Raw genomic sequence first — 23396 nt, 5'->3', positions numbered from 1 at the left:
GGGGTGAGAAAAGCAAAGAACGAGTCGGGATCAGTGCGCGTCGTGCGCCTGGCCGAGGTAGATCAGGGTCAACATCATGAAGATGAAGGCCTGCAGAACGATCACCAGGATGTGGAACAGTGTCCAGATGGTGCCCGCCACGACATGGCCGATGGCCAAGCCGATACCGGTGCCCGTCATGGCCCAAGCGCCACCCATCAAAGCGATCAACATGAACACCAGCTCACCGGCAAACATATTGCCGAACAACCGCATGCCATGAGAGACGGTCTTGGCCAGGAACTCGATGATTTGCATCGCGAAGTTGAATGGCCACAGCACAGGGTGAGCACCGAAGGGCGCAGAGATCAGCTCATGGCCCCAACCACCCAGACCCTTGATCTTGATGTTGTAGTAGAGGCACAGCAGCAGCACGGCCGTCGACAAGCCCAGCGTGGTCGACAGGTCGGCCGTGGGCACCACACGCATATAGGCGTGATGCGGGTCGGCATGAGGACCGTGGTTGGCCCACAGACCGGGCAACCAGTCCACGGGCAGCATGTCCATGAAGTTCATAAAGAAGATCCACACAAACACCGTCAGGGCCACGGGCCCGACGAATTTGCGGCTCTTCTCGTTGTGGATCACGCCCTTGGCTTGGTTGTCGACCATCTCGATCAACATCTCCACGGCCGCCTGGAAGCGACCGGGAACGCCAGCGTGGACGCTGCGCGCAGCACGCCACAGGAAGAAGCAGGCCAGCACGCCCAGAACCACCGTGAAGATCAGCGAATCTAGGTTGAACACCGTGAAGTCGATGATGTTCTTCTGCTTCACATCCTCGAAAGCGAAGTTCTTCTGCCAGTGCTGCAAATGGTGGGTGATGTACTCACCCGCGGTCGGCGCGTGTCCTTCAGCTGCCATGGTTCAGATTCCCGTTCTATTTCCGTTTCGACCCCGCAAAAACAGGGCCAGCCAATTCGCTTTGAGGCACAGCAACAACGCCGACAACAACGCCAGCCAATGGAGCTGCTGCACCTTCAAGACCACCGCCACCAAAATGGCCATGGCCAACATCATCTTGATCAACTCCCAGACCATCAGCGACAGCACCGCAGTGCCGGCATTCAGGACCGGTCGTCTGGTGAGGCCCCACGCCATCAAGGCATTGGGCAACACAACCGCAGCCGCGCCATACAGCGCAGACCACGGGGCCGAGGCATTGGGCGCGAACAGCCACCACAACACCACCAGCACCAGCCCCACCAAGGCTTGCCCTGCAACCACATGCCAGGGCGAGACGGCGGGTAGCCGTTGCCTCAAGGCCTGCGCCTCCTCGGAGGTCAAGCTCTTGAAAGCACTTTCGTCGGCCCCATCTGCATCCACACTGTCTTGCCACTGCGGCGCCTGATGCGCCCGCTTGCGCAACACTTCGCGCTCACCCTCAGAAGTCATGACGTTCTATGCAGTGCCAGGGAACCGGCAAATCCGCGGGATTATAGGGAGTTTCAAAAGCCCACCCCGAAGCAAAGCTGAAGTGAGCTAAGAGTTTTTTGCTTGACAGCGCCGCACCCTCGCAGCTAGGCGAGGCTCATCACCTTCACAAGGCAACCAACGAAGCCGCCAGACCGGGCACCGAGACGCGCATGCTCAGCACATGCCCCGCCCAGGGCTGCTGGGCCAGTTCGTCGGCCGGACGCTTGTCGCGCGCGGTGGTGATGTAGAGCGTGCGCAGGTCCGCCCCGCCAAAGGCCACCATGGTGGGGCAGCGCACGGGCAGCGAAACCTGCTGCACCACCTCACCTTGGGGCGAGAGGCGCAGCACTTGCTGACCTTCGTACATGGCCGCCCAGTAGCAGCCCTCTTCATCCACAGCAGCGCCATCGGGGCGCCCCCCATAGCTCTCCAAAGGCTGGCCCTCGGCCCGGGGTGCAAAACGCGCCCACACCTCGCGCTCACCCAAGGCACCCGTCTCGAGGTCAAAGCTCATGCGGTAAATCGTGTGGGCTTTGGTGTCGGCCCAGTACATCAGCTGCCCTTGCGGGCACCAGGCCAAGCCATTCGAGGTGGTGATGCCCTCGGCCCGGCGCTGGAACTGGCCGTCGCTCCAGCAATAGAGCGCGGCTTCGGGGCGGCGCGCGTCGTCCAGTGTGCCCACCCAGAGGCGCCCGCGCGGATCAGGCTTGCCATCGTTGAAGCGTTGGCGCGCAGCGTCGTAGGGCGGTGGGGTGAGTTGGTGGTATTCGTCGGTGAGCGGGTCCAGGCGCCACAGCCCGTTGCGCTGGGCCAGCAGCACCGAACCGTCAGCCACCGCAGCCACACAGCCGGGCTCATCACTGAGCGCCCACTGCCGCGTGGCGCCACGCGTGCTGAGGCAATGCAAGGCGCGGCCAGGAATGTCCACATAGAAGAGCTGTTGCGCCACCGGGTGCCACAAGGGCGACTCGCCCAGCAATGCTGGAGTCTCCGAAGCCAGCATCAGCGCTGCGTGTTGTTGTTCTTGCATGGTTCCGATGCTACGCCATGCTTGCCGGTGTAATCCCTAGGTTACCGGCCGGTGTGCCTGCTGGGCTGCAATCAGAGCAAATCGACTTTCAAGTAGTGCGCGCCGGGAATGGGGTTGTAGTAGTAGGGTGGCACTTCGACAAAACCCAAGGTGTCGTAGAGGTCGCGCGCGGCCTCCATATCGTCCAGCGTGTCCAGCAGCATGCAGGAGTAGCCCTGAGCCTGGGCGCGGTCGATGAGCGCTTGCGCCAGCACGCGCCCCAAGCCAAAACGGCGAAACGCTGAGCGCACGTAGAGGCGCTTCATCTCGCAGGCATTGGGGTAGTCGACATCGGCCAGCGGGCGAAAGCCCCCGCAACCGGCCACCTGCCCGTCGACATAGGCCAGCAGCAGCACGCCAGCGGGCTCGGCGTACTCACCGGGCAGCGTGGCGAGCTCCTGGTCGTAGTTTTGGAAACACAGGTCAACCTTGAGGCTGCGTGCGTAGTCCAGCAGGATGTCGCGTGCGTCCTCAAGCAGCTCGGGCTCGAGTGGGCGCAGTTCGTAGTCAGGCGTTTGCACGCAGTCGAGTGTAGCGGGGTGCTGCTTGCCTGCTCAGGGGCCTGCCCCAGGCCCCTGGGCCATGAATGCGGGGCGCTGGCAGAGGCGCTGATAAAAAGCCTCCAGCGCAGGCAGCTCCGGCTTGTCCATGGGGGCAGCGCGCCAGCGATGGGTGGACAGGCCCAGCACCACATCGGCCAGCGTGAACTCAGGCCCCACCACGAAAGTGCCGGTGCTTTGCAGCTGGGCGTCGAGCAGGGTCATGTGCCGGTTCCAGCCCTCGATGCCTGCGCGCAGCAGCTCGGCGTCCTGGTGCGCCGGACTTTGTCGTACCAAGCTCATGAAGGCATAACGCCAACTGTTGTTGAGCTCGGTGGCCTGCCAGTCCATCCAGCGCTCCACGCGCGCACGCTCACGCGGCGTGCTGGGCAGCAAGTCAGCCCGGCCTTGGCGATGCGCCAGATAGCGGCAGATGGTGTTGCTCTCCCAAAGCACAAAGTCAGCCCCGTCCAGCAGCACCGGCATCATGCCGTTGGGGTTGAGTGCCAGGAAATCTGGTGAGCGCCAGTCACGCTCCTCGCGCTCAAAGCTCAGACCCAATTCCAAGCAGGTCCACAATACCTTGCGCACATTGATAGAGCCTGCTCGGCCCAAAATTTTGAGCGCGCTCATGATGCAAAGCCCAGCACGACACGCCGGGTCTTGGCGCTCTTCTTCTCAATCTTGGTCACCACCACGGGGCCAATGTCGGCGGTGTTGTTCACATGGGTGCCACCGCAGGGCTGCAGGTCCACACCGTCGATCTTGAGCACGCGCACCCGGCCCGTACCGCGCGGGGGCTGCACGCTCATGCTGCGCACCAAACCGGGGTTGGCGTCGAGTTCCTCATCGCTGATCCAGCTGTGGCTCACCGCATGAGCCCCAGACACCAGGCGCGCCAGACCCGCTGTGAGCGCTTCTTTGTCCAGCGCATCGGTCATGTGGAAATCCAGCCGCGCATAGCCCGCGGTGATGGAGCAGCCATCCACCGGGTGCGGCACCAGCGCACACAGCAAATGGGTGGCGGTGTGAAAGCGCATATGGGCATGACGCCGCGTCCAATCCAGCTGCGCCAACAGCACCACGCCTGGCGCCAGACCCGCAAGATCAGCGCCGGTGGCGGGCAGGTGGAGGATTTCGCCGCCCTCGCCTTTTCGCGTGTCGGCAATGCCAATCTGGCGTCCATCGGCCAAGCGCAGCACACCGGCATCACCGGCCTGCCCGCCGCCTTGCGGGTAGAACACCGTGCGGTCTAACAAAATGCCGCGCTCGTCCACGCGCAGCACGGTGGCACTGCATTCGCGCAGCTGCGCATCTTCACGAAACAGGTCTTGGGTGGGAGAAAAGCTCATGGCAGCGCCTGGGTTGCAGAGGTCAATGGAGTCACAGCCGCACCTGGCCGTGGATCAGGGGCTGCACATCGCCGCCAATCCAGGTGTGCTCGCCTTCGCGCAACACATGGATGCGGCCTGAGCGCCCCAGCGCCGCGCCCTGGGCGGCCGTGTAGCGCTGCGGTGCCAAGCCCGCACCCTGCAGCCACAGGGCCAGACCGGCATTCAGGCTGCCGGTGACCGGGTCCTCAGGTACGCCCAGGTCCGGCACGAAGGCCCGCACTTCGAACTGCGCGGGGGCGCCGGGTGGGTAGGCGCCCACCACGCCGAGCTTGAGCCCACGCATGGCAGCAAAGTCGGGTTGCAGGGCCAGCACGCGGGCGGCGTCGGGCAGGCGCGCGGCCATCCAGCCCGGGCCGTTGTCCACCCAGACCAGGTCCAGCAAGTCGGAGTCATTCACACACAGCGAGCGCAGCACTTGTTCGCGCAAGGCCTGCTCCTGCACCGGGCCTGAGCGGCGCAGCGGCGGCGCGGCAAAAGCCAGGCGAGCGCCCTCGCGGCGCAGGCGCACAAGGCCAATGCCGCACTCCTGCACCAGCTGCCCAGGCTGCTTAGGGTCGCCGCCAGTGCTAAGCCAAGCGTAGGCCGAACCCAGGGTGGGGTGGCCCGCGAAAGGCAGTTCGCCGCCCGGCGTGAAGATGCGCACCCGGTAATCGGCCGACGGATCGGTGGGTGGCAGCAGAAAGGTGGTTTCGCTCAGATTGGTCCAGCGCGCAAACGCGGCCATCTGCGATTCGTCCAGGCCTGCGCCATCCACCACCACGGCCAGCGGATTGCCTTTGAGTGCCTCATCGGTGAACACATCGACTTGCAGGAAGCGGCGCAGTTGGCTCATGGGGCTATCTGGGTAGGTGGTGGGTGGTGTGCGGCTCAGTCCTGCGGCGGCAGGTAGAGCCCAGGTCGGGCGATTTCCATGGCCCGCTCCGGGTGGGCCAGGGCTGTGAAGCCGAAGGGGGCGTAGAGGCCGTGAGCATCGCGGGTGACCAGCTGCATGCGGCGCAGGCCCTGCAGCTCGGGATGCTGCATCACGGCGGCGATGAGCTGCCGACCCCAGCCGCGACCACGGCAGGCGGGGAGCACAAACACATCGCAGAGATAGGCGTAGGTGGCGCGGTCGGTGATGACGCGCGCATAGCCGCAGAGCTGCTCGCTGGCCGGAGCGCTGTCATCGACCAGCAGGAAGTTCATGGAACCCTGCATGGCGCGGCGCAGCAGGTCCAGCGGCATGCCCTCGGCCCAATAGGAGCGCGACAAAAAAGCGTGGATCTGAGCCAGATCAGCCTCCCCCCAGGCGTGGCGAATGCGGACTGCCGGGCTGAGGGGAGGGTTCATGCGGCCGAGTTTAAGGCGTGGGTTGCGGGGCTTGATCGAGCGCCGCATGCAAGACCCGGCCCAAAATGGCCACGGCCTCGCGGATGCGCTCAGGCGTGAGCGTCACGTAAGACAGGCGCACGCTGCGCACATCTGCCTGGTGCGCAAAGAAAGCCGCGCCCGGCACATAGGCCACACCGGCGGCTACAGCAGTCTCGAGCAGGGCCATGGCGTCCAGCCCCTCGGGCAAGCGCACCCAGAAGAACATGCCGCCCTGGGGTTCCAGCCATTCGCTGCCTTGGGGCAGATGCTGGCGCAGCGCCTCTGCCATGGCGTCGCGGTTGGCTTTGTAGCGGGCGCGAATCTCGGGGATGTGGCGGTCCAAAAAGCCGTCTTTGATGACCTCGTAGACCACGCGCTGGTTGAAGCCTGGCGTGTGCAAATCGGCCGCTTGCTTGGCCTGCAGGAGTTTGGGGTAGAGCTCGGTGGGCGCCACCACATAGCCCAGGCGAAAGCCCGGCGTGAGCACCTTGGAGAACGAGCCCAGGTAGACCGTTCCAGCAGGCCAGCGAGAGGCCAGCGAGGCGGCGGGCGGCGCGTCAAACCACAGGTCGCCGTAGGGGTTGTCTTCCACCAGCGGCACACCCGCAGCCTGCGCGGCGGCCACGACCTCGTCGCGCCGCTGCGCGCTCATGACGCGGCCCGTGGGGTTTTGGAAATTCGGCAGCACATAGGCAAAGCGCGTGCCTGGGGCCTCGCGCTCCAGGGCCGTGAAGGCCTCGGGGCGCACGCCTTCATGGTCACTGGCGAGGCTTTTGAAAATCGGCTCGTAGGGGTTGAAGGCCTGCAGGGCCCCCAAATAGGTGGGGGTTTCGACGCCCACGGGCGCGCCGGCTTCGCACATCACCTTGCCCACCAGGTCCAGGCCCTGCTGCGAGCCGTTGGTCACCAGCACCTGGCTGGCGCTGATGTTGAGCCCCAGCCCGGCCATCTTGGCCACCACCCAGTCGCGCAGCGGCGCAAAGCCTTCGCTGGGCGCGTACTGCAAGGCCTCGCGCGCCTGGGTGCTGAGCACGCGGTCGCAAGCGGCTTGAATGGCCTCGATGGGGAAGGTGTCGGCCGAAGGCAGGCCACCGGCCAGGGACAGCACGCCGGGGCGGTCGGTGATTTTGAGAATTTCGCGGATCAGCGACGGGTTCATGCGCGCCGTACGGCGGGCTTGGATCCAAGGGCTAGCAGACATGCAAAGACTCCGGCAATACAACGCAGTTAAGGGTCAGTCTAGACAGACAGCCGCGCCCTGTACCCATACAGTTAGCCATTACAGCTCGCCATCTGTATCAGTCGCAACAACCATACAGCGCCGCCCGCCGCATGAATCCACTCCAACTTGAGCGTTCCAGCAAACAGCCCTTGACTGAACAGCTGGCGGGGCAGTTGAGCGAACGCATCACCCAAGGTTTGCTGGCACCGGGCAGCCGTTTGCTTTCGGTGCGGGAATGTGCGCGGCGTCACGGCATCAGCCCCAGCACCGTGGTCGCGGCCTATGACCAGCTGCTGGCACGCGGGCTGGTGGAAGCGCGCAAGCAACGCGGCTTTTTCGTGCGCCCGCCGGGCCCGCGCCGCGCCGCGCCGCAACTGGCCCCGCTGAGCCCAGCCGTGCAGCCGCTGGATGCCACGGCCTTGATACGCAGCATGTTCGAACACGGTGGCCGCCCCGCCCCGGGCCTGGGCACCCTGCCCGCCACATGGCTGGACGGGGTGATGCTGCAGTCGGCCCTGCGCAAGGCGCTCAACAGCAGCAGCGCCGATTCGGTGGTGGACTATGGCGACCCGCTGGGTGACGCCGGGCTGCGCGAGGCCTTGAGCCAGCGCCTGGCGGAGCTGGGCATCGTGGCCGCACCCAAGCAAATTCTCACCACCGTGGGGGCCACGCAGGCGCTGGACCTGGTGACGCGCGCGCTGCTGCGCCCGGGTGACGCCGTGCTGGTGGACGACCCAGGCTGGGCCGTGGAGTACGCGCGCCTGAGCCAGGCCGGCATGCAGCTCTTGCCCGTGCCGCGCGGCGCGCAAGGGCCGGACTTGGCGGTGATGGAACAGCTCATTGCCCAGCACCGGCCGCGGCTCTACGCCACGGTGTCGGTGCTGCACAACCCCACGGGCAGCAGCATCAGCCTGAGCCAGGCCCACCAGCTGCTCAAACTCGCCGAGGCCGCGGACTTGATGATCGTCGAGGACGACACCTACGCCGCCTTCGCGCCCCCGCACCTGCCGCGCCTGGCCGCCTTGGACGGGCTGCAGCGCACCATCTACATCTCGGGCTTTTCGAAAATGCTCAGCCCCGGCTGGCGCGTGGGCTTTTTGGCCGCACCGCCGCAGTGGCAGGAGCGCCTGGTGGACATGAAGCTGCTCTCCACCCTCACCACCCCGGCCTGGTTAGAGCGCGCTGTGGCCCACTGCCTGCGCCAGGGCCTGCTGCGCCGCCATGCCGAACGCGTGCTGGCGCAGCTGGAGGCCGCGCGCGAACGCACGGTCAAGCTGGCGCTGGCGCATGGGGTGCGCTTTGTCACGCCGCCCGCGGGCCTGTTCGGTTGGGTGGATGTGGGTGTGGACAGCGAGCGGCTGGGCCAGCGCCTGCGCGAAGAGGGCTGGCTGTGCGCACCGGGCAGCTTGTTCAGCCCGCAGCGCGAGGCTGGCTCGCTCATGCGCATCAACTTCGCCAGCTCGCAAGACGCGGCGTTTTGGAAAGCCCTGGTGCGCTGCCGCGAAACGCTGCTGCGCAGCGGCAGCGTTGCGGCGCGGCTCAGCGGCTGCTGAGGGTGTCCCAGCGCTCCAGCAGCTGCATCAGCTGGTCTTCGATCTGGCTGGCGCGGTCGGTCACTTCCTGAATGCGCGCCGCACCCTGGGTGTAGAGCTCGGTGCCGCCCATCAAGGCGGCGAGCTGCTGTTGCTCGGCCTCCAGCTGCTCGATGCGCGCGGGCAGCTCGTCGAGCTCGCGCTGCTCTTTGTAGCTGAGCTTGCGCTTGGGCAGCGCAGCCGGGGTAGCCGCTGCCGTGCTGGCCGGTGCGGGCACGGCAGCGCCAGCGGTGGCGGGCGCCGCCTTGGCCTGCAGCTCGGCCGCGCGCTGCGATTGCAAGAGCCAGTCCTGCACATTGCCCACGTACTCGCGCCACAGGCCCTGGCCTTCGGCCACCAGACAGCTGCTGACGACGTTGTCGACAAAGCGCCGGTCGTGGCTGACCAGGAACACGGTGCCGTCGTAATCGGCCAGCAGCTCTTCGAGCAGCTCCAGGGTTTCGATGTCCAGATCGTTGGTGGGCTCGTCCAGCACCAGCACATTGGCCGGGCGCGCGAACAAGCGCGCCAGCAGCAGGCGGTTGCGCTCGCCGCCCGAGAGGCTTTTCACGGGTGAGTTGGCGCGCGCGGGCGAGAACAAAAAGTCCGCCAGATAGCTGTTGACGTGCTTCTTCTGGGTGCCGATTTCAATCCACTCGCTGCCCGGGCTGATGGTGTCGGCCAGCGTGGCATCGGGGTTGAGGGTGGCGCGCATCTGGTCGAAATAGGCCACGGACAGGCGTGTGCCCTGGCGCACGCTGCCCTCGTCGGGAGCGAGTTCACCCAGGATGAGCTTGAGCAGCGTGGTCTTGCCCGCGCCATTGGGGCCGATCAGGCCGATCTTGTCGCCGCGCAAGATGGTGGTGGAGAAGTCCTGCACCACGGCGCGCTCGCCAAAGCGTTTGCACACGCCTTCGAGCTCGGCCACGATCTTGCCGCTGGCGCTGCCCGCGTCGATGTCCAGGCGCACGCGGCCTTGCACATCGCGCCGCGCCATGCGCTGCGTGCGCATTTCCTGCAGCCGCGCCACCCGCGCCACGCTGCGCGTGCGCCGTGCTTCGACGCCCTTGCGAATCCAGACCTCTTCCTGCGCCAGCACTTTGTCAAAGCGCGCCTGGGCCAAGGCCTCGTTTTGCAGCTCGTAGGCTTTGGCGGCCTGGAAGGCGGCAAAGTTGCCGGGGTAGCCGCGCAGCTGGCCGCGGTCGAGTTCCACGATGCGCGTGCACACGGCGTCCAAGAAGGCGCGGTCGTGGGTGATGAGCAGCAGCGAGCCGCCAAAGGCGTTGAGCAAGCCTTCGAGCCAGCGTATGGCTTCCAAATCCAGGTGGTTGGTGGGCTCGTCCAGCAGCAGCACATCGGGCCGCGCCACCAGCGCGCGCGCCAGCGCCACGCGCTTTTTCAGGCCGCCCGAGAGCTCGCCCACGCGCCGCGTCCCGTCCAGGCCCAGGCGCTGCAGGGTTTCGTCCACGCGCTGCTCCCAGGTCCAGCCTTCGAGCTGCTCCAGCCGCTCCTGCATGGCCCCGAGGTCATCGCCCGGCGCGTGCTGCTCAAAGCGCAGGCGCAGCGCGCGCGCTTCGGCCACACCGTCGGCCACAGCGTCAAAGATGGTGGATTGCGCATCCAGCTCGGGTTCCTGCGGCACATAGACCGTGCGCAGGCCCTGCTGCAGTTGCAGCAGCCCGTCGTCGAGCTTTTCCAGGCCCGCGAGAATTTTCAGCAAAGAGGACTTGCCCGTGCCGTTGCGGCCGATCAGGCCCACACGGTCACCGGCTTCGAGCGAGAAATTCGCCGCGTCCAGCAGGGGCACATGGCCAAAAGCCAGGTGCGCGTCAGAGATTGAGAGAACAGCCATGGGGCGGGATTGTCCCAGAGCCGCCAACGTTGCTGGCGCGCCATCGCCTGCACTGTCTGACCCCAAGGCCAGCTATGCTCGACGAGATATCTCCAGCAAAGGGAGCGCCCGTGGCTGTGCAGCATCTGACACCCGAATGGCAGTCTTGGTTGCGTAGCAATCTGGAGCGCGGTTGCGCCACCTCGGTGCTGCTGCCTTTGCTCGAACAAGGCGGCTGGCCCAGCGATGTGGCGCAAGACGCCCTGGCCGCCGCCTGCGACCCCCTGCACCCCGACTGGCTGGGCCCGCTGGCCCTGCCCCGCCGCAGCGCTGTTGCAACCAACAGCAGCTTGCTCACACGGCCCCAGCCACGCCTGCAGCACAACCAATACCGCTGCCGCGATGGCACGCTGGTGCGCATGGTCATGCACCACCAGCAGCCCGAGCTGGTGCTGATGCTCGACGTACTCAGCCCCAAGGAATGTGAGGCTCTGATGCACGGTGCGGCACAGACACCGCAGGGCCAAGCGCCAGCTGCCGAGCTGCGCCGCCTGCATGCCCGCGTGGAGCAGCGCCTCTCTGAGCTTCTGGGCTGGCCGCTCGAACAGTCTGAAGCCCTCCAGGTGCAGCGCTACGGCCCGGGCGGGCAGTCTCGCGCCCACACAGACTTCTTCGATCGCAGCGACCCCGATCACCAAGCCCTGTTGGCCCAGGGCGGGCAGCGCGTGGGCACGAGCGTGCTCTACCTCAGCGAGGTGCAAACGGGGGGCGCCACGCACTTTGTCAGACAGGGCTTGGAGCTGCGCCCTGTGCAAGGCGCTTGGCTTTACTTTGCCAATGTAGACGCCCAAGGGCAGGAGGACCAAGCCACTTGGCACGCTGGCATGCCCGTGGTCAGCGGCGTGAAATACCTCGCCGTTCAATGGCACCGGCAACAACGCTGTCGCCATATCGGCAATTCTGAGGCGTGAATTTTCGGCACTGCGCCAAAACACGTTGAACAGCATTGGCGCAACAGCCCCGACTGAACCTATCCTTGAGGCTCTGAACAATGCTGTAAAGGCCGTGCCACATGGCATCACCTCAACCTCGGATGGCCAACCTATGGACAGGCTAAGGCTTGGCGTCCTGGCGTCGTTGGCGTTGTTGTGCACGGTGGTCGGTGCGCAAACGGCTGCACCTGCGTCCGAGCCCGAGCTTGACACTGCCAGCACAGGCCAGGGCCTGCGTATCAGCGGCTTTGGCACCCTGGGCGCGACACGCGTCAACACTCTGGCGCTGGGTGGCTTTCGGCGGGACACCGAACAAGCCCACCGTGCCCGCACGCCAGTGCTGGGCGTGGATTCGCGGCTGGGCCTGCAACTGAACTGGCAGCCCACGCCCCAATGGCAGGCCGTGGCGCAGGTGCTGGTGGCAGACAGCGTGCAAAACAAGCTCAGCAACCAAAGCCTGTCCATGGCTTTTGCGGGCTGGAGCCCGCTGCCGCAATGGACCCTGCGCCTGGGCCGCCTGGGGCTGGATGCCTACATGCTGGGTGATGTGCGTCAAGTCGGCGTGGCCTACCCCTGGGTCAGGCCCAGCCCAGAGTTCTATGGCTGGATGCCGATCTACGCCCTGGATGGCGCTGACGTCGAATACAACCAGCAAAACTGGGGCTGGCGTTGGCGCCTCAAAGTGCAGGGCGGACAGACGGGGCGCACGGTTTCACATGCGGCCTTGGGGAAATACCGTTTAGACATTGACCGCGGCCTTGGCGTGGTGCTGTCGGCGCAGCGCGATGGCTGGACGCTCAGAGCCAGCCAAGTGCGCCTGCGTGTGGGCTCTGAGCTCAATGTGCCTCAGCTCAACGCGGCCCTGCAGCAACTGGAGTCTCAGTTGCCCCCACCCTTGAACACACAGGCTCAAGCCCTCTCCCAAGCCTTGCACATCCGCGGCACCGCGCCCGTCTATTCGGCCGTGGGGGCCGCCTATGAGCTAGGCGCTTGGAGCTGGATGACAGAGTGGAGCCATGTGCGCAGCAGCGCGGCCTCGCTGCCCAATGGCAAGCGCTGGTACGTCAGCGCCGCCTACCGTTGGCAGGATTGGCAGCCCTACGTGATGTACGCGCAAGCACGGCCGGACCGCCCGGCCATGGCCGCACCGCAATGGCAGGCCGCGCTTGCCCCTGTGCTGGGTGCGGCTGCTGCGGCCCAGCTGCAAATGGTGGGGGACCAGAGCAGCGCCGCGGTAAACCTGCTGCGCAATGACCAGCACAGCTGGTCGTTGGGGCTCAGGCGCGATCTGGCCGAAAACATCGCCCTCAAGGCACAGATTGAGCGCGTGACGGTGCGGCCCGTGGGTGGTGGCCTTTGGGGGCAGCCGCTGAGCCCGCAGCAGCGTCGTGCCACGGTCAGCTCCGTCACGGTGGACTTCAGTTTTTGAACGCCATGAAGTGCCTCCACCCCACCCTTCTCGCGCTGGCGGCCCTGGTGTCGGGTCCGTGTTGGGCCGATGTGTACGTGGTCGTCAGCACCCAATCACCCGTCAAGTCGCTCACGCAACGTGAGCTGCAAGATATTTTCCTCAGCCGCTCGCGCACCTTCCCCAGCGGTGAGTTCGCCACGCCGCTGGACCAGCCACGCCAAAGCCCGGTGCGTCAGGAGTTCTACTTCCGGCTCACCGGCATGGGGCTGCCGGAAATCAACAGTTACTGGGCGCGCCTGAGCTTTGCTGGGCAGAGCATGCCGCCCCAGCCCATGGCCACACAGGAACAGCTGCTGCAGACCCTCAGGCGCAACCCCTTGAGCATCAGCTATCTGGCGCATGAGCCGCGTCAGCCTGGCCTCAGGGTAGTCCTGCAGCTCAAAGACCCATGAGGCGAACCGACTCAAGTCTGGGCCGCGCGCCTTTGTCCACCAGCATTCAAGGTCGACTCTTTGTGTTGTGCACGCTGGCGGCGCTGGCGTTTTCAGCCGTGGTCGGCCCGGTGGCCTTTGTTCAGGCCTTTCATGCGGCGCAGCTGGAGGACCAAGACAGCTTCACGCGGCTGATCGACACGCTGGAGAACAGCGCCACCATTGCAGCCTACGCCAAAGACCCCGTGCTGGCTCAAGAGCTGGCCGATGGTCTGGTGCGCGACCCCACCATCACTGCCGCCTCGCTGACCCTGCGCAGCGGCCAGACGCTGGGCCGCGCCGGACCCAGCCCCGAAGCCGGGGCGCAAGCCAGCGTCAGCCGCGTGTTGCGCGCGCCCTTTCGCCCCTTTGAGGAGCTCGGCACGATCGAGCTCTACGGCAACCAACCCGCACTGCGCGCGCGCGCGCAGCAGCGTGCCTTGGTGCTGGCGGGTGTGGCGGTGGGGGCGGCGCTGTGCATGGCACTGGTGGTCTACGCCCTCACCAGCATGCTGGTGAGCCGCCCCATCAGCCGCATCGTGGCACGCTTGATCCGGCTGCAGCCCGACAGCCGCGAGCAGCTGCCCGTGCCGCGCGGGCATGAGCAAGACCAAATCGGCCAACTGGTACACAGCCTCAACGCCATGCTGCGGGACAACGCGGCCGCGTTGCACCGCGAGCGCGAGCTGCGCACCGAAGTCACGGCGCTGGAGCGGCAGTACCGCGCCATTTTTGATGCCAGCAGCGCAGGCATCGTGGTGTTGGCGCCGCAGGGGGGGCTCATCAACGCCAACCCCACGCTGTTTCGCATGCTGGGGGTGTCGCGCGAACAGGCCTATGAGCAGCACGGCACACCCTGGTGGGAGCTGGCCTTCAAACACCCCGAGCAGTTTATGGACTTACTCAAAGACGCGCGCAGCAGCGCCAGCAGCGTCACCGCGGACCTGGAGCTCAAGGACTCTGCGCCCCTGCGCTGGGTGCACTGTCTGCTGTCAGCGCAAGGCCCGCAGGCCGGGCAGCCGGTGTCGGTGGAGGGCGTGCTCTATGACATCACGGCACGGCGGGCCAAAGAGCGTGCCACGCTGGAACTGGCCGAAACCGACGCCCTGACCGGGCTGCGCAACCGCCGCTCGGTGGAGGACGCCATTGACATGGCCTTGCAAAACGGCCGCGAGCTGGCGCTGCTCTACATCGACCTGGACGGCTTCAAGCAAGTCAATGACCACCACGGCCACGACGCTGGCGACCGCGTGCTGCGGCGCGTGGCGCAGCGCCTGCGCGACGGCTTGCAGCGCGGCTCAGACCTGGTGGCACGGCTCGGTGGTGACGAGTTCGTGGTGGTGCTGGTGGACTGCCGCACCGATTCGCCGCGCCTGGCCGAGATTGCGCAATGCGTGCTGAGTTCCCTGCAACAGCCCTTCACCCTGGCGGGCGTGCCGCCCTTGGTGCTGGGTGCAAGCATCGGCATTGCCTGCGCCCCGCACAGCGGCCTGAGCCGACCGGCCCTGATGCGTGCGGCCGACATGACCATGTACGAAGTCAAGCGCACGGGCAAAAACGCCTTCGCCATGGCCTGGGACAACACGTTGCACCGCCCGGGGAAATTGGCCCCTAGCGAGGCAGAAAGCGGCTTTGCAGCGCTGCCCCAGGGCTAGAATCGGCGCCGTCATTGGGGAGTAGCCGCTGCACTTGCATTGCCCCCGCAGGCTCGCGTCAACAGACTTGCATTCCACCTCAAGGAATCATGGCGCGAGCAGCCCGAAGCGCCGCACCCACCCGCACCCCAGCGGGGTTTGCGCGCATCCAGCCTGGCGAGACCTTTGACCACACCCTCCGGGTTAGCGGCCGGCGGGGGGCGTGGTCATGGGTTTTTGCCGGTCGCATGGGTCTCATTCATGGAAGCTTTTGCCATCGCCACCGGTTTGGTCACACTGGCCGAGATCGGGGATAAAACTCAGCTGCTGGCCTTTGTGCTGGCAGCCCGCTACCGCCGCCCCGGTCTCATCTGCCTGGGCATATTGATCGCCACCCTCGCCAACCATGCCGCTGCCGCGGCCTTGGGCACTTGGGTGACGGCCCACCTCTCGGCCAACACGCTGCGATGGGGCTTGGGGCTGGGCTTTTTGGCCATGGCGGCCTGGGCGCTGGTGCCCGACAAGCTCGACGACGTGCAAGCGCGCAGCGCCAGCACGGGCTGGGCGGTGTTGGTCAGCACCGTGGTGGCCTTCTTCTTGGCAGAGATGGGTGACAAGACGCAAATCGCCACCGTGGCCCTGGCGGCGCGCTACAACGACTTTGTGGCCGTGGTGGCGGGCACCACGCTGGGCATGATGCTGGCCAATGTGCCCGCCGTGCTGCTGGGAGACCGCCTGGCGCACCGCATTCCCACACGCTGGGTGCACGGTGTTGCCGCTGCGGTGTTTGCTGCGCTGGGCGTGGCCACATTGTTGGCCACGCCAAACTGGCTACCGCAGTGATATCGATAGAGGAGTGAGGAATTCGCGGTCGGGCGAATTCAGAAAGAACTGACCCTCACCCGCTTCTTCAAACTGACCGAATACTGATCTGTCATGCAGCACAGCCTCTGGCCCAAGGTGGGCGGGCTTGCTGTGCAGTATGGGAGGTCACGATGAACGAAACGCCCCGGATTCTTCTGGTCGACGACGACGAGCTGACGCTGGAGATGCTCAAAGCCACACTCGAAGGTGAATTCCAGCCCGAGAGTGTGGTCAGCGGCGAAGCCGCAGTGCAACGCTGCCAAGAGCAGTCCTATGCCTTGGTGCTGCTGGACGTGGACATGCCCGGCATGGACGGCTACGAAACCTGCCGCCAACTCAAAGCCCTGCCCGGGGGCGACCAACTGCCGGTGATTTTCCACTCGGCGCGGCTGCACGTGGACGAGCGCTTGCGCGGCTACGAGGTTGGTGGCGAAGACTACCTGCCCAAGCCCTTTGACCCGCCCGAGCTGCTGGCCAAGATCCGACGCGTGCTGGCCATCCGCGAGCGCCAACGCGAGATGGCCGGGCAGCTCGATGAAGTCATGAACGCAGTGCTCGTCTCGGCCGATATGGTGGGCGAGGCTGGCGTGGTGCTGGAGTTCCAGCGCCAGCTCTCGCGCTGCACGGACACCGATGCGCTGGCACGGGCGCTGCACGAATCGCTGCAACGCTACAACCTCGATGGCTGCATCCGCCTGCGCAGCGCCAGGGGCGAGACCAGCACCAACATCAAGGGCCCTTGCACCGCGCTGGAGCAGTCCATCTTGGACCATCTGCAAGCCCAGACCGAGGGGGCCTGCATCCAGCCCCTGGGTCCGCACACGGGATTTAGCTACGGCAGCGTGGTGCTGTTTGTGCGCAATCTGCGCATGTCGCGCGAGGGCATGGACCGGGCCGAGTCAGAGCGCATGGGTCGCGCCATTGACAACGTGGCCCTGCTCATCGAGGGTGCCGTGGCCAAGATGGCCGCGCTGGAGAGCGCCATGACGGCGCGCGACTTGGCCGATGTGCGCCATCTCGTGAGCATGACCACCGAGGCCCTCACCGACATCGCCAAGCGCAACCAAGCGCAGCTCGGCGAGGTGCGCACCTTGTTCGAGGAGCTCAAGCAGCAAATCGAAGACAGCTTTTTGCACCTGGGCCTGACGCAGTCGCAGGAGGAGCACCTGGCCTATATCGTGCGCACCCATATGGAATCGGTGATGACGGTGCTGGGCAAGAGCTCGGAGATCGAGCACTTCCTCAGCCGCATCATCACCAAGCTCAAGCAGCACGTCTAAACCCCGGCTGCAGGAGCTCACACGCCATGCCCGCTGTACCCCACTCGACCCCGCCCTCGGCGGCGCAAGACTCGCTGTTTGATGCGCCCTCTGCGCCCGAGTCCATCAGCCTGGACGCGGTTCGCCTGCGTCTGGACCAGGCCATCTTCCACGCCGCGCGCGGCCTGTGGCTGTCCATCATGGGTTTTGCCGCCTTGCACCTGCTCAGCCAGCTGTGGTTGATCCAGGGCGACTGGCTCTACCGGCTCGAGCGCATGGGCACCAGCGTGGCCATCTTGCTGACGGCCATGGCCTCGCTGTGGGTGGCGCGTCGCAGGGGCGTGCCCTATGGGGCCCTATTCTTTGTATGCATCACGCTGGTGGCACTGTTTGGCTTTGCCTGGTATTACGGTTTGGGCCTGCGCTCAGCCACCATGCCCGGCGTGCTGCTGATGATTGTCATGACCGGCTTCATGGTCGGGCGCAAGGCCTCCACCTACGTCACCGCAGCTTCGGTGGGGGGCTTTGCGCTATTGGGCGTGGCGCAGTGGGCGGGCTGGCTGCCGGAGAACGAATCCCTTCATGTGTCGCCGCTGAGCGCTCACATCATCGTTTACGCAGCCTGCGGCTCATTGCTGGGCTGGCTGGTGATGCGCTACTCGGCCATGTTCTGGGGGGTGACCTTGGGGCTGCATGCCTCGCGCGAAACGCTGCACGACGCCCTGCTGGCACAGCGCAGCGCCGCCGAGGCCCTGCAGGCCAGCGAAACGCGCTGGCGCACGCTGCTGGACAGCGCGCACACCAGCGTGTTGATTCTGGAGCCCGGCAAGCTGCGGCTGATCTACAGCAACCCTCTGACGCTGCAAGCCCATGGCTGCGCCACACTGGACGAGCTCACGCCCGAACTGCTGTGCCCCAGCGAGGACTACAACACCCAGCAGGTGCGCGACTGGGCGCGCAAAGCCGACTCCAGCCAAGCGCAGTACTTCCAATGGCAGACACGCAGCCGCCAGGGCGAGACCATGTGGTGGGACGTCAAGCTGCTGCGCACGCAACTGGCTGCTGACCAAGTGCTGGTGGTCTTTGCACACAACATCACCGGGCGCGTGCAAGCCGAGAACGAGCTGCGCCTGCATCGCATGCGGCTGGAGGACGAGGTGCGTTGGCGCACGGCCGAGCTCACCGCAGAACAGCAGCGCATGCGCGCCATCATCGAAGCTCTGCCCATCACGCTGAGCATCCGCGACATCAACGGCCGCTACCTGATGGTCAACCGCCAATTCGAGCAAGCCTGCGGCCTGGACCGCCTCACGCTGTTGGGGCGCGAAGCGGCCGAGGTGCTCTCGCCCGAACAGGCCCACGCCATGCGCGATGCCGACCACCGTGTGCTCGGCGGCGAGGCCCAGCTCACGCTGGAGCAGCAAATCCGCCACCCCCAGTCAGGTCTGCACGACTACCTGGTCACCACCGTGCCGCTGCTGGACGAGCAACAAAAGGCCTATGCGCTCTTGAACCTGGGCACCGATGTGTCCTCGCTCAAGCACCTGCAGCGCGAGCTCTCGCGCGCCAAAGACGGCGCCGAAAACCTGGCCCGCGCCAAGAGCGACTTCCTGGCCAATATGAGCCACGAAATCCGCACCCCGCTCAACGCCGTGCTGGGCCTGGCGCGCATGGGCGCCAAAAAGGCACAAGACCCCTTGGTGGCACGCAGCAGCTTTGAGCGCATTCAAAACGCTGGGCGGCATCTGCTGGGCGTCATCAACGACATCCTGGACTACGCCAAGATCGAAAGTGGCAAGCTCGAGCTGGAGTTGCGGCCCTGCAAGCTCAGCCATTTGCTCAAAGACGTGACCGACCTCATGGCCGAGCGCGCCGCCAGCAAAAATCTGGCGCTGCGCGTCAACACCGCAGGCCCCGCCGATTGGGTGCAGCTCGATTCGCTGCGCGTCAGCCAAGTGCTGCTCAACCTGCTGGGCAATGCCATCAAGTTCACCAACCAAGGACATGTCACGCTCAGCGTGCACCTGGAAGAGCAGACCCTGCGTTTTGCCGTCCAGGACACCGGTGTGGGCATTGCCCCCGAGCAGATTTCGCGTGTGTTCAACGCCTTCGAGCAAGCCGACAGCTCCACCACGCGGCGCTTTGGCGGCACGGGCCTGGGCCTGAGCATCAGCCGCCAGCTGGCGCTGGCCATGGGGGGGGATTTGCAAGTCAGCAGCACCTTGGGCCAAGGCTCTTGCTTCACGCTGGAAGTGCCCTACCGCGTGGCCGATGCGGAAGTGATGGTCAGCACCGCCGACCCCGCGCAAAGCACCACCGACATCTTGGCCGGGCTGCACCTGCTGGTGACGGACGACGTGGACATCAACCGCGAAATCCTCAACGACCTGCTGGTGAGCATGGGCGCCAGCGTGGAGTGCGCCGATGGCGGCCCCTCCACCCTGGCCAAGGTGCAAGCCGCAGGCGCTGGCGCCTACGACCTGGTGTTGATGGATGTGCAAATGCCTGAGATGGACGGCTACGAAACCACGCGCCGCCTGCACGAGATGGCGCCCCAGCTGCGCATCATTGCCCTGACCGCGCACGCCCTGCCCGAGGAGCGCTTGCGCTGCCTGGACGCCGGCATGCGTGCCCACGTCACCAAGCCCGTGGACCCGCCGGAGCTGCTGCGCGTCATCCTGGCGGAAACGCGCGACCTGCCCCGCCGCCCGCTGCATGCCACGCCACCGCCACCGCCACCGCCACCGCCACCGCCACCGCCACCGCCAGCGCCAGCGCCAGCAAGCCTGCCAGCGCCCCAGCCCGCTGCAAGCACCACAGCGCTGCCCCCTCCTCCAGCACCTGCGCCGAGGCCAGCCCCTGCAGCGGCCGACAGCACGGGCTGGCCGAACATCCCCGAGAGCGATTTCCCCGCCGCGCTGGCACGCTGCGCCAACCAGGCCCCCTTGCTGCGCAAGCTGCTCAAGTCCTTCCACCAGCAATACCTTGAGCACGACAAGCTGCTGCAGGACGCCTTGGCCGAGAGCAGTACCGCCCTCAAGAGTGCTGCCCACAAAATCAAGGGAATGAGCGGCAACCTGGGCCTGAGCGGCATTGCCGCGCGAGCTGCCGAGCTCGAAGGGCTGGCACTGCAAAGCGCAGGTGCGGACGAGCTCCAAGCGGGTTGTGCCTCGCTCAACACCGCCTTGGCGCAGGCCCTGGCAGCCCTGGCCGTGTGGCTGGAATAGCCCCACTCACCAGCACACGTGCCCCCCTCCCCCCCAAAAGCCACCTCGCATGCAGGGTGGCTTTCCCGCAACACCGCGGGAAGGGCCTGAGCCCCGTACTCGCTGGAGGCCGTGACAGTCCCTAAGCGCAAAGGCCGCAGCGGTTGACGGCCTGTATCTGCATTTCCCGGAGTGACATTTATGCATTCAATGAATCGATTCTCACAAGCCATGACGCTGGCGTTGTGCGCGCTGGCCGGCAGTCAAGCCTTGGCTCAGAACACGACGCTGGACAAAGTCACTGTCACGGGCTCCTCGATCAAGCGGCTGGAGTCTGAGACCGCCCTGCCCGTCACCGTGGTGACGCGCGAACAGATTGAAAAAACCGGCGCCACCAGCACCGAAGAGGTGCTCAAGCGCCTGTCGGCCAACAGCGCGATGTTCAGCGACACCACGCAAGGTGCGGGCTACGCCACCTCCAACGCCAACCTGCGCGGTCTGGGTGCCAACTCCACGCTGGTGCTGCTCAACGGCCGCCGCCTGGCCAACCACCCCTTTGGTTCCATCGGCGGCTCGGCCTCGGTGGACCTCAACAGCATCCCCTTCGCCGCCATTGAGCGCATTGAGGTGCTGCGCGATGGCGCCTCGGCCGTGTACGGCACCGACGCCGTGGGCGGCGTGATCAACTTCATCACACGTAAGGACTACCGCAGTGGCGAGGTCTCGCTGCGCTACGGCAACACCGAGGCCAATATCGGCGGTGCCGAAAAAGGCGCCTCCCTGGCTCTGGGCTTTGGCGACCTCGCCAGCCAGGGCTTCAACGTGCTGCTCACGGCCAATGTGCAGAAAAACACCCGGCTGCGCGCGGTGGACCAGCAGTTCTACAACCGTGGCGTGCAAGAGGTGCCAGGCTCGGCACCGCCGTCCTCCAGCGCACCCTTCCCCGGCTATATCGAAAGCCTGATTGCCCCCGGCGCCTACCCCGAGCTCAATCCCGGCGCCAACTACACCAGCTGCGGCAACGGCACCTCCTTTGTGGTGGACACCGGTGCAGTCAGCCCCAACGGCACCTCCATCCGCCGCTGCCGCTTCATCTACGCGGCCACGCTGGACAACCTGCCCGACCAAGACAAGGGCGACCTTTTCGGCCGCCTGACGCTGAACCTCAACAAAGACCACCAGCTCTTTGCCGAGGGCTCCTTCGCCCGCTCGCACAGCATTGGGCGCATTGCACCCACGCCCATTCGCTACGGCTTTGGTCCCTTCAACGCGCAGAAGTTCGACTTCGAGCCGGTGCTCATGCCCGTCTCCAGCAAGTACTTCCCGCTGGCCCTGCTCACGCAGATGGGCATTGGCGCCAAGAACGTCTACAAGACCGACGCTAACGGCGCTCCGGTGCTGGACAAAGACGGCAACCGCATCCTGCAATACCGCGGCTACGACAACGACGGTGACGGCTTTGCCGAGGTGGCGCTGCGCGCCATCCCGGCGGGCAATCGCATCAACGACAACACCAACACGCAGCAGCGCCTGGTGGTGGGTGCCACAGGGCAGCTCTCAGGCTGGGACTACGACACAGCGCTGAATGTCTCGCGCGCCCAAGGCCTGCTCAACTACAAGGGCTATGTGCAAGAAGCGCGTTTCCTGGAAGCGCTCAAGACCGGCAATCTCAACCCCTTTGGGCCGGGTGATGCCAAGGACGCCGAGCTGTGGCGCTATGCCGCCATGGAGGGCGATATGCGCAAGTCCTCCAGCACCACCACGGCGTTTGACTTCAAGGTCAGCCGCGAGCTCATGGCCATGCGCGGCGGTGCCATGGCCCTGGCTGCTGGCGTCGACCTGCGCCGCGAGAGCGCCGACGACAAGCCACTGAACGCCGACTACGCCGCGGGCAACCACATCGGCGGTGAAGGCTCGGTGCCCGCCACCAAGGCCTCGCGCACCGTGAAGGCCGTGTTCAGCGAACTCTCCATGCCTTTTGCCAAGGGCTGGGAAGCCAGCCTGGCCGCGCGCTTTGACCACTACAGCGACTTCGGCTCGACCTTCAACCCCCGTGCTTCGCTGCGCTTCCAACCCATGCGCGAGCTGCTGCTGCGCGCCGCTGCTGGTACGGGCTTCCGTGCCCCGACGCTGTGGGATGTGAACTCGCCGCCCTCCTTCTCCAACACCGCCGACTCGGTGAACGATCCGGAATGCCCAGACCCCAGCGAAGTGGAAGGCCGCTGCGCCACGCAGCTGCCCACGCGTTCGGCCGCTGCGTCGGGCCTGAAGCCGGAGAAGAGCCGCCAGTTCTCGCTGGGCGCTGTCATCGAGCCCAGCGCCAACCTCTCGGTGGCGGTGGACTACTGGCGCATCGCCAAACGCGACCAGATCGGTGTGATCGCCGCCAACACCCTGCTGCAAACGCCTGAGCTCTACAGCCGCTTCAAGAGCCGTGTGCACCGCAATGCCGACGGCTTCGTCCTCTTCGTCGACACGCCCGTGGACAACCTCGGCGAGCTGCGTACCTCGGGGGTGGACCTGGATGTGCGCGGGCGCCTGAACCTGGGCAACGCGGGCCGACTCAACCTCGGCTACGCCGGCACCTATGTGGCGCAGTACGACTCGCAAAAGTACGCGGGTGGCCCCTTCGGCAGCTTTGCAGGCACCGGTGGCGACAGCACCTTGGCTCCCGTGCCGCGCTGGATGCACACCGCCAGTGCGGAGTGGCAGCTCAAAGACCTGAGCCTGGTGCTGGAGCACACCTATGTGCGTGGCTGGGTAGAGTCGGCCGAGTCAGTGGACGCCAACATCGGTGTGGCAGAGCCTCATGCCGTGGCCAGCACCCAGCGGGTGAACATGTCCATGGCCTACCGGGGCTTCAAGAACACGACGCTGCGCATCGGCGTGCGCAACCTCTTCAACGAGGAGCCGCCCTATGTGGCCTCGTCGTCCTACGGCTCGCATGCCTCGGGTTACGCAGCCTCGTTTGCCGACCCGCGTGGACGCTACTGGTACGCTGGCCTGAGCTATCAGTTCAAGTAATCGTCCCAGCACTGTTCTCAACGCAACACAACCGCCCCCCGGGGCGGTTTTTCATGGCGGCTGAGGCGCTGGTTTTGCCCGCACCACGCCTACACTGCCGCGACA

Annotated in this window: 19 protein-coding genes and 1 riboswitch; of the genes, 9 read left to right on the top strand and 10 right to left on the bottom strand. The window is 65.8% G+C overall.

Features of this window, described 5'->3' with window-relative positions; genetic code table 11:
- Positions 1-30: 30 nt before the first annotated feature.
- From atpB to ACG0Z6_RS00395, 9 genes are all read right to left on the bottom strand, one after another.
- The gene (gene atpB, locus ACG0Z6_RS00435) at positions 31-903 is read right to left on the bottom strand and encodes a F0F1 ATP synthase subunit A (RefSeq protein ID WP_394457777.1); all 873 of its coding nucleotides are present in this window, start codon (positions 901-903) and stop codon (positions 31-33) included.
- A 3-nt stretch (positions 904-906) separates the two neighbouring features.
- A complete protein-coding gene (locus ACG0Z6_RS00430; protein ID WP_394457775.1) occupies positions 907-1434 on the bottom strand; it encodes an ATP synthase subunit I in 528 nt (175 codons plus the stop codon).
- 145 nt (positions 1435-1579) lie between these two features.
- Entirely contained in the window at positions 1580-2485 is a 906-nt protein-coding gene (locus ACG0Z6_RS00425; RefSeq protein WP_394457774.1) for an SMP-30/gluconolactonase/LRE family protein, read from the bottom strand.
- Positions 2486-2556: 71 nt separating this feature from the next.
- Complete coding sequence (locus ACG0Z6_RS00420) at positions 2557-3045, bottom strand: GNAT family N-acetyltransferase (protein ID WP_394457773.1); 489 nt, start codon at positions 3043-3045, stop codon at positions 2557-2559.
- A gap of 33 nt (positions 3046-3078) precedes the next feature.
- On the bottom strand, positions 3079-3696 hold the full coding sequence (locus ACG0Z6_RS00415; RefSeq protein ID WP_394457772.1) for a glutathione S-transferase family protein: 618 nt from the start codon (positions 3694-3696) through the stop codon (positions 3079-3081).
- A complete protein-coding gene (locus ACG0Z6_RS00410; RefSeq protein WP_394457770.1) occupies positions 3693-4415 on the bottom strand; it encodes an alanyl-tRNA editing protein in 723 nt (240 codons plus the stop codon). Before ACG0Z6_RS00410 ends, ACG0Z6_RS00415 begins: the two co-directional genes overlap by 4 nt.
- A gap of 31 nt (positions 4416-4446) precedes the next feature.
- Positions 4447-5289, bottom strand: a complete 843-nt coding sequence (locus ACG0Z6_RS00405; RefSeq protein ID WP_394457768.1) for a PhzF family phenazine biosynthesis protein — start codon at positions 5287-5289, stop codon at positions 4447-4449.
- A 35-nt stretch (positions 5290-5324) separates the two neighbouring features.
- Positions 5325-5786, bottom strand: coding sequence for a GNAT family N-acetyltransferase (locus ACG0Z6_RS00400; protein ID WP_394457766.1), 462 nt, complete (start codon positions 5784-5786; stop codon positions 5325-5327).
- A gap of 10 nt (positions 5787-5796) precedes the next feature.
- On the bottom strand, positions 5797-7008 hold the full coding sequence (locus ACG0Z6_RS00395) for an aminotransferase-like domain-containing protein (protein ID WP_394457764.1): 1212 nt from the start codon (positions 7006-7008) through the stop codon (positions 5797-5799).
- A gap of 131 nt (positions 7009-7139) precedes the next feature.
- Between ACG0Z6_RS00395 and ACG0Z6_RS00390 the strand changes: the two genes are divergently transcribed.
- Complete coding sequence (locus tag ACG0Z6_RS00390) at positions 7140-8582, top strand: aminotransferase-like domain-containing protein (RefSeq protein ID WP_394457763.1); 1443 nt, start codon at positions 7140-7142, stop codon at positions 8580-8582.
- On the opposite strand, the gene ACG0Z6_RS00385 is transcribed toward ACG0Z6_RS00390, so the two are convergent.
- Entirely contained in the window at positions 8569-10452 is a 1884-nt protein-coding gene (locus tag ACG0Z6_RS00385) for an ATP-binding cassette domain-containing protein (RefSeq protein WP_394457761.1), read from the bottom strand. The two genes, ACG0Z6_RS00390 and ACG0Z6_RS00385, sit on opposite strands and share 14 nt — an antisense overlap.
- A gap of 110 nt (positions 10453-10562) precedes the next feature.
- On the opposite strand from ACG0Z6_RS00385, the gene ACG0Z6_RS00380 reads away from it, so the two are divergent.
- From ACG0Z6_RS00380 to ACG0Z6_RS00345, 8 genes are all read left to right on the top strand, one after another.
- Positions 10563-11402 (top strand): 2OG-Fe(II) oxygenase, encoded by an 840-nt coding sequence (locus ACG0Z6_RS00380; protein ID WP_394457759.1) that lies wholly within the window; start codon positions 10563-10565, stop codon positions 11400-11402.
- Positions 11403-11568: 166 nt separating this feature from the next.
- The gene (locus tag ACG0Z6_RS00375) at positions 11569-12852 is read left to right on the top strand and encodes a hypothetical protein (RefSeq protein WP_394457758.1); all 1284 of its coding nucleotides are present in this window, start codon (positions 11569-11571) and stop codon (positions 12850-12852) included.
- 5 nt (positions 12853-12857) lie between these two features.
- Positions 12858-13286, top strand: a complete 429-nt coding sequence (locus ACG0Z6_RS00370) for a hypothetical protein (RefSeq protein ID WP_394457756.1) — start codon at positions 12858-12860, stop codon at positions 13284-13286.
- Positions 13283-14959 (top strand): diguanylate cyclase domain-containing protein, encoded by a 1677-nt coding sequence (locus tag ACG0Z6_RS00365; protein WP_394457754.1) that lies wholly within the window; start codon positions 13283-13285, stop codon positions 14957-14959. The genes ACG0Z6_RS00370 and ACG0Z6_RS00365 overlap by 4 nt, the downstream gene beginning before the upstream one ends.
- Positions 14956-15144, top strand: a riboswitch (yybP-ykoY riboswitch). It overlaps the preceding gene by 4 nt.
- 55 nt (positions 15145-15199) lie before the next feature.
- Positions 15200-15781, top strand: coding sequence for a TMEM165/GDT1 family protein (locus ACG0Z6_RS00360; RefSeq protein WP_394457753.1), 582 nt, complete (start codon positions 15200-15202; stop codon positions 15779-15781).
- 152 nt (positions 15782-15933) lie between these two features.
- Positions 15934-17082, top strand: a complete 1149-nt coding sequence (locus ACG0Z6_RS00355; RefSeq protein ID WP_394457752.1) for a response regulator — start codon at positions 15934-15936, stop codon at positions 17080-17082.
- 26 nt (positions 17083-17108) lie between these two features.
- The gene (locus ACG0Z6_RS00350; protein WP_394457751.1) at positions 17109-20288 is read left to right on the top strand and encodes an ATP-binding protein; all 3180 of its coding nucleotides are present in this window, start codon (positions 17109-17111) and stop codon (positions 20286-20288) included.
- Between the two features lie 189 nt (positions 20289-20477).
- Positions 20478-23291 carry a TonB-dependent receptor gene (locus ACG0Z6_RS00345; RefSeq protein ID WP_394457749.1) on the top strand — a complete coding sequence of 938 codons (2814 nt, stop codon included), beginning with the start codon at positions 20478-20480 and terminating at the stop codon, positions 23289-23291.
- The last annotated feature ends 105 nt before the right edge of the window (positions 23292-23396 follow it).

Origin of the sequence: Roseateles rivi (genome assembly GCF_043555845.1) — a bacterium.
Classification (GTDB): domain Bacteria; phylum Pseudomonadota; class Gammaproteobacteria; order Burkholderiales; family Burkholderiaceae_C; genus Roseateles; species Roseateles rivi.
This window is presented reverse-complemented; position numbering and strand designations above follow the sequence as displayed.

Coding starts and splice junctions, on each gene's coding strand:
- ACG0Z6_RS00400 (WP_394457766.1), bottom strand. CDS start 5,786: ATGAACCCTCCCCTCAGCCCGGCAGTCCGCATTCGCCACGCCTGGGGG.
- ACG0Z6_RS00430 (WP_394457775.1), bottom strand. CDS start 1,434: ATGACTTCTGAGGGTGAGCGCGAAGTGTTGCGCAAGCGGGCGCATCAG.
- ACG0Z6_RS00390 (WP_394457763.1), top strand. CDS start 7,140: ATGAATCCACTCCAACTTGAGCGTTCCAGCAAACAGCCCTTGACTGAA.
- ACG0Z6_RS00350 (WP_394457751.1), top strand. CDS start 17,109: ATGCCCGCTGTACCCCACTCGACCCCGCCCTCGGCGGCGCAAGACTCG.
- ACG0Z6_RS00415 (WP_394457772.1), bottom strand. CDS start 3,696: ATGAGCGCGCTCAAAATTTTGGGCCGAGCAGGCTCTATCAATGTGCGC.
- ACG0Z6_RS00345 (WP_394457749.1), top strand. CDS start 20,478: ATGAATCGATTCTCACAAGCCATGACGCTGGCGTTGTGCGCGCTGGCC.
- ACG0Z6_RS00410 (WP_394457770.1), bottom strand. CDS start 4,415: ATGAGCTTTTCTCCCACCCAAGACCTGTTTCGTGAAGATGCGCAGCTG.
- ACG0Z6_RS00365 (WP_394457754.1), top strand. CDS start 13,283: ATGAGGCGAACCGACTCAAGTCTGGGCCGCGCGCCTTTGTCCACCAGC.
- atpB (WP_394457777.1), bottom strand. CDS start 903: ATGGCAGCTGAAGGACACGCGCCGACCGCGGGTGAGTACATCACCCAC.
- ACG0Z6_RS00395 (WP_394457764.1), bottom strand. CDS start 7,008: ATGTCTGCTAGCCCTTGGATCCAAGCCCGCCGTACGGCGCGCATGAAC.
- ACG0Z6_RS00355 (WP_394457752.1), top strand. CDS start 15,934: ATGAACGAAACGCCCCGGATTCTTCTGGTCGACGACGACGAGCTGACG.
- ACG0Z6_RS00370 (WP_394457756.1), top strand. CDS start 12,858: ATGAAGTGCCTCCACCCCACCCTTCTCGCGCTGGCGGCCCTGGTGTCG.
- ACG0Z6_RS00405 (WP_394457768.1), bottom strand. CDS start 5,289: ATGAGCCAACTGCGCCGCTTCCTGCAAGTCGATGTGTTCACCGATGAG.
- ACG0Z6_RS00425 (WP_394457774.1), bottom strand. CDS start 2,485: ATGCAAGAACAACAACACGCAGCGCTGATGCTGGCTTCGGAGACTCCA.
- ACG0Z6_RS00385 (WP_394457761.1), bottom strand. CDS start 10,452: ATGGCTGTTCTCTCAATCTCTGACGCGCACCTGGCTTTTGGCCATGTG.
- ACG0Z6_RS00360 (WP_394457753.1), top strand. CDS start 15,200: ATGGAAGCTTTTGCCATCGCCACCGGTTTGGTCACACTGGCCGAGATC.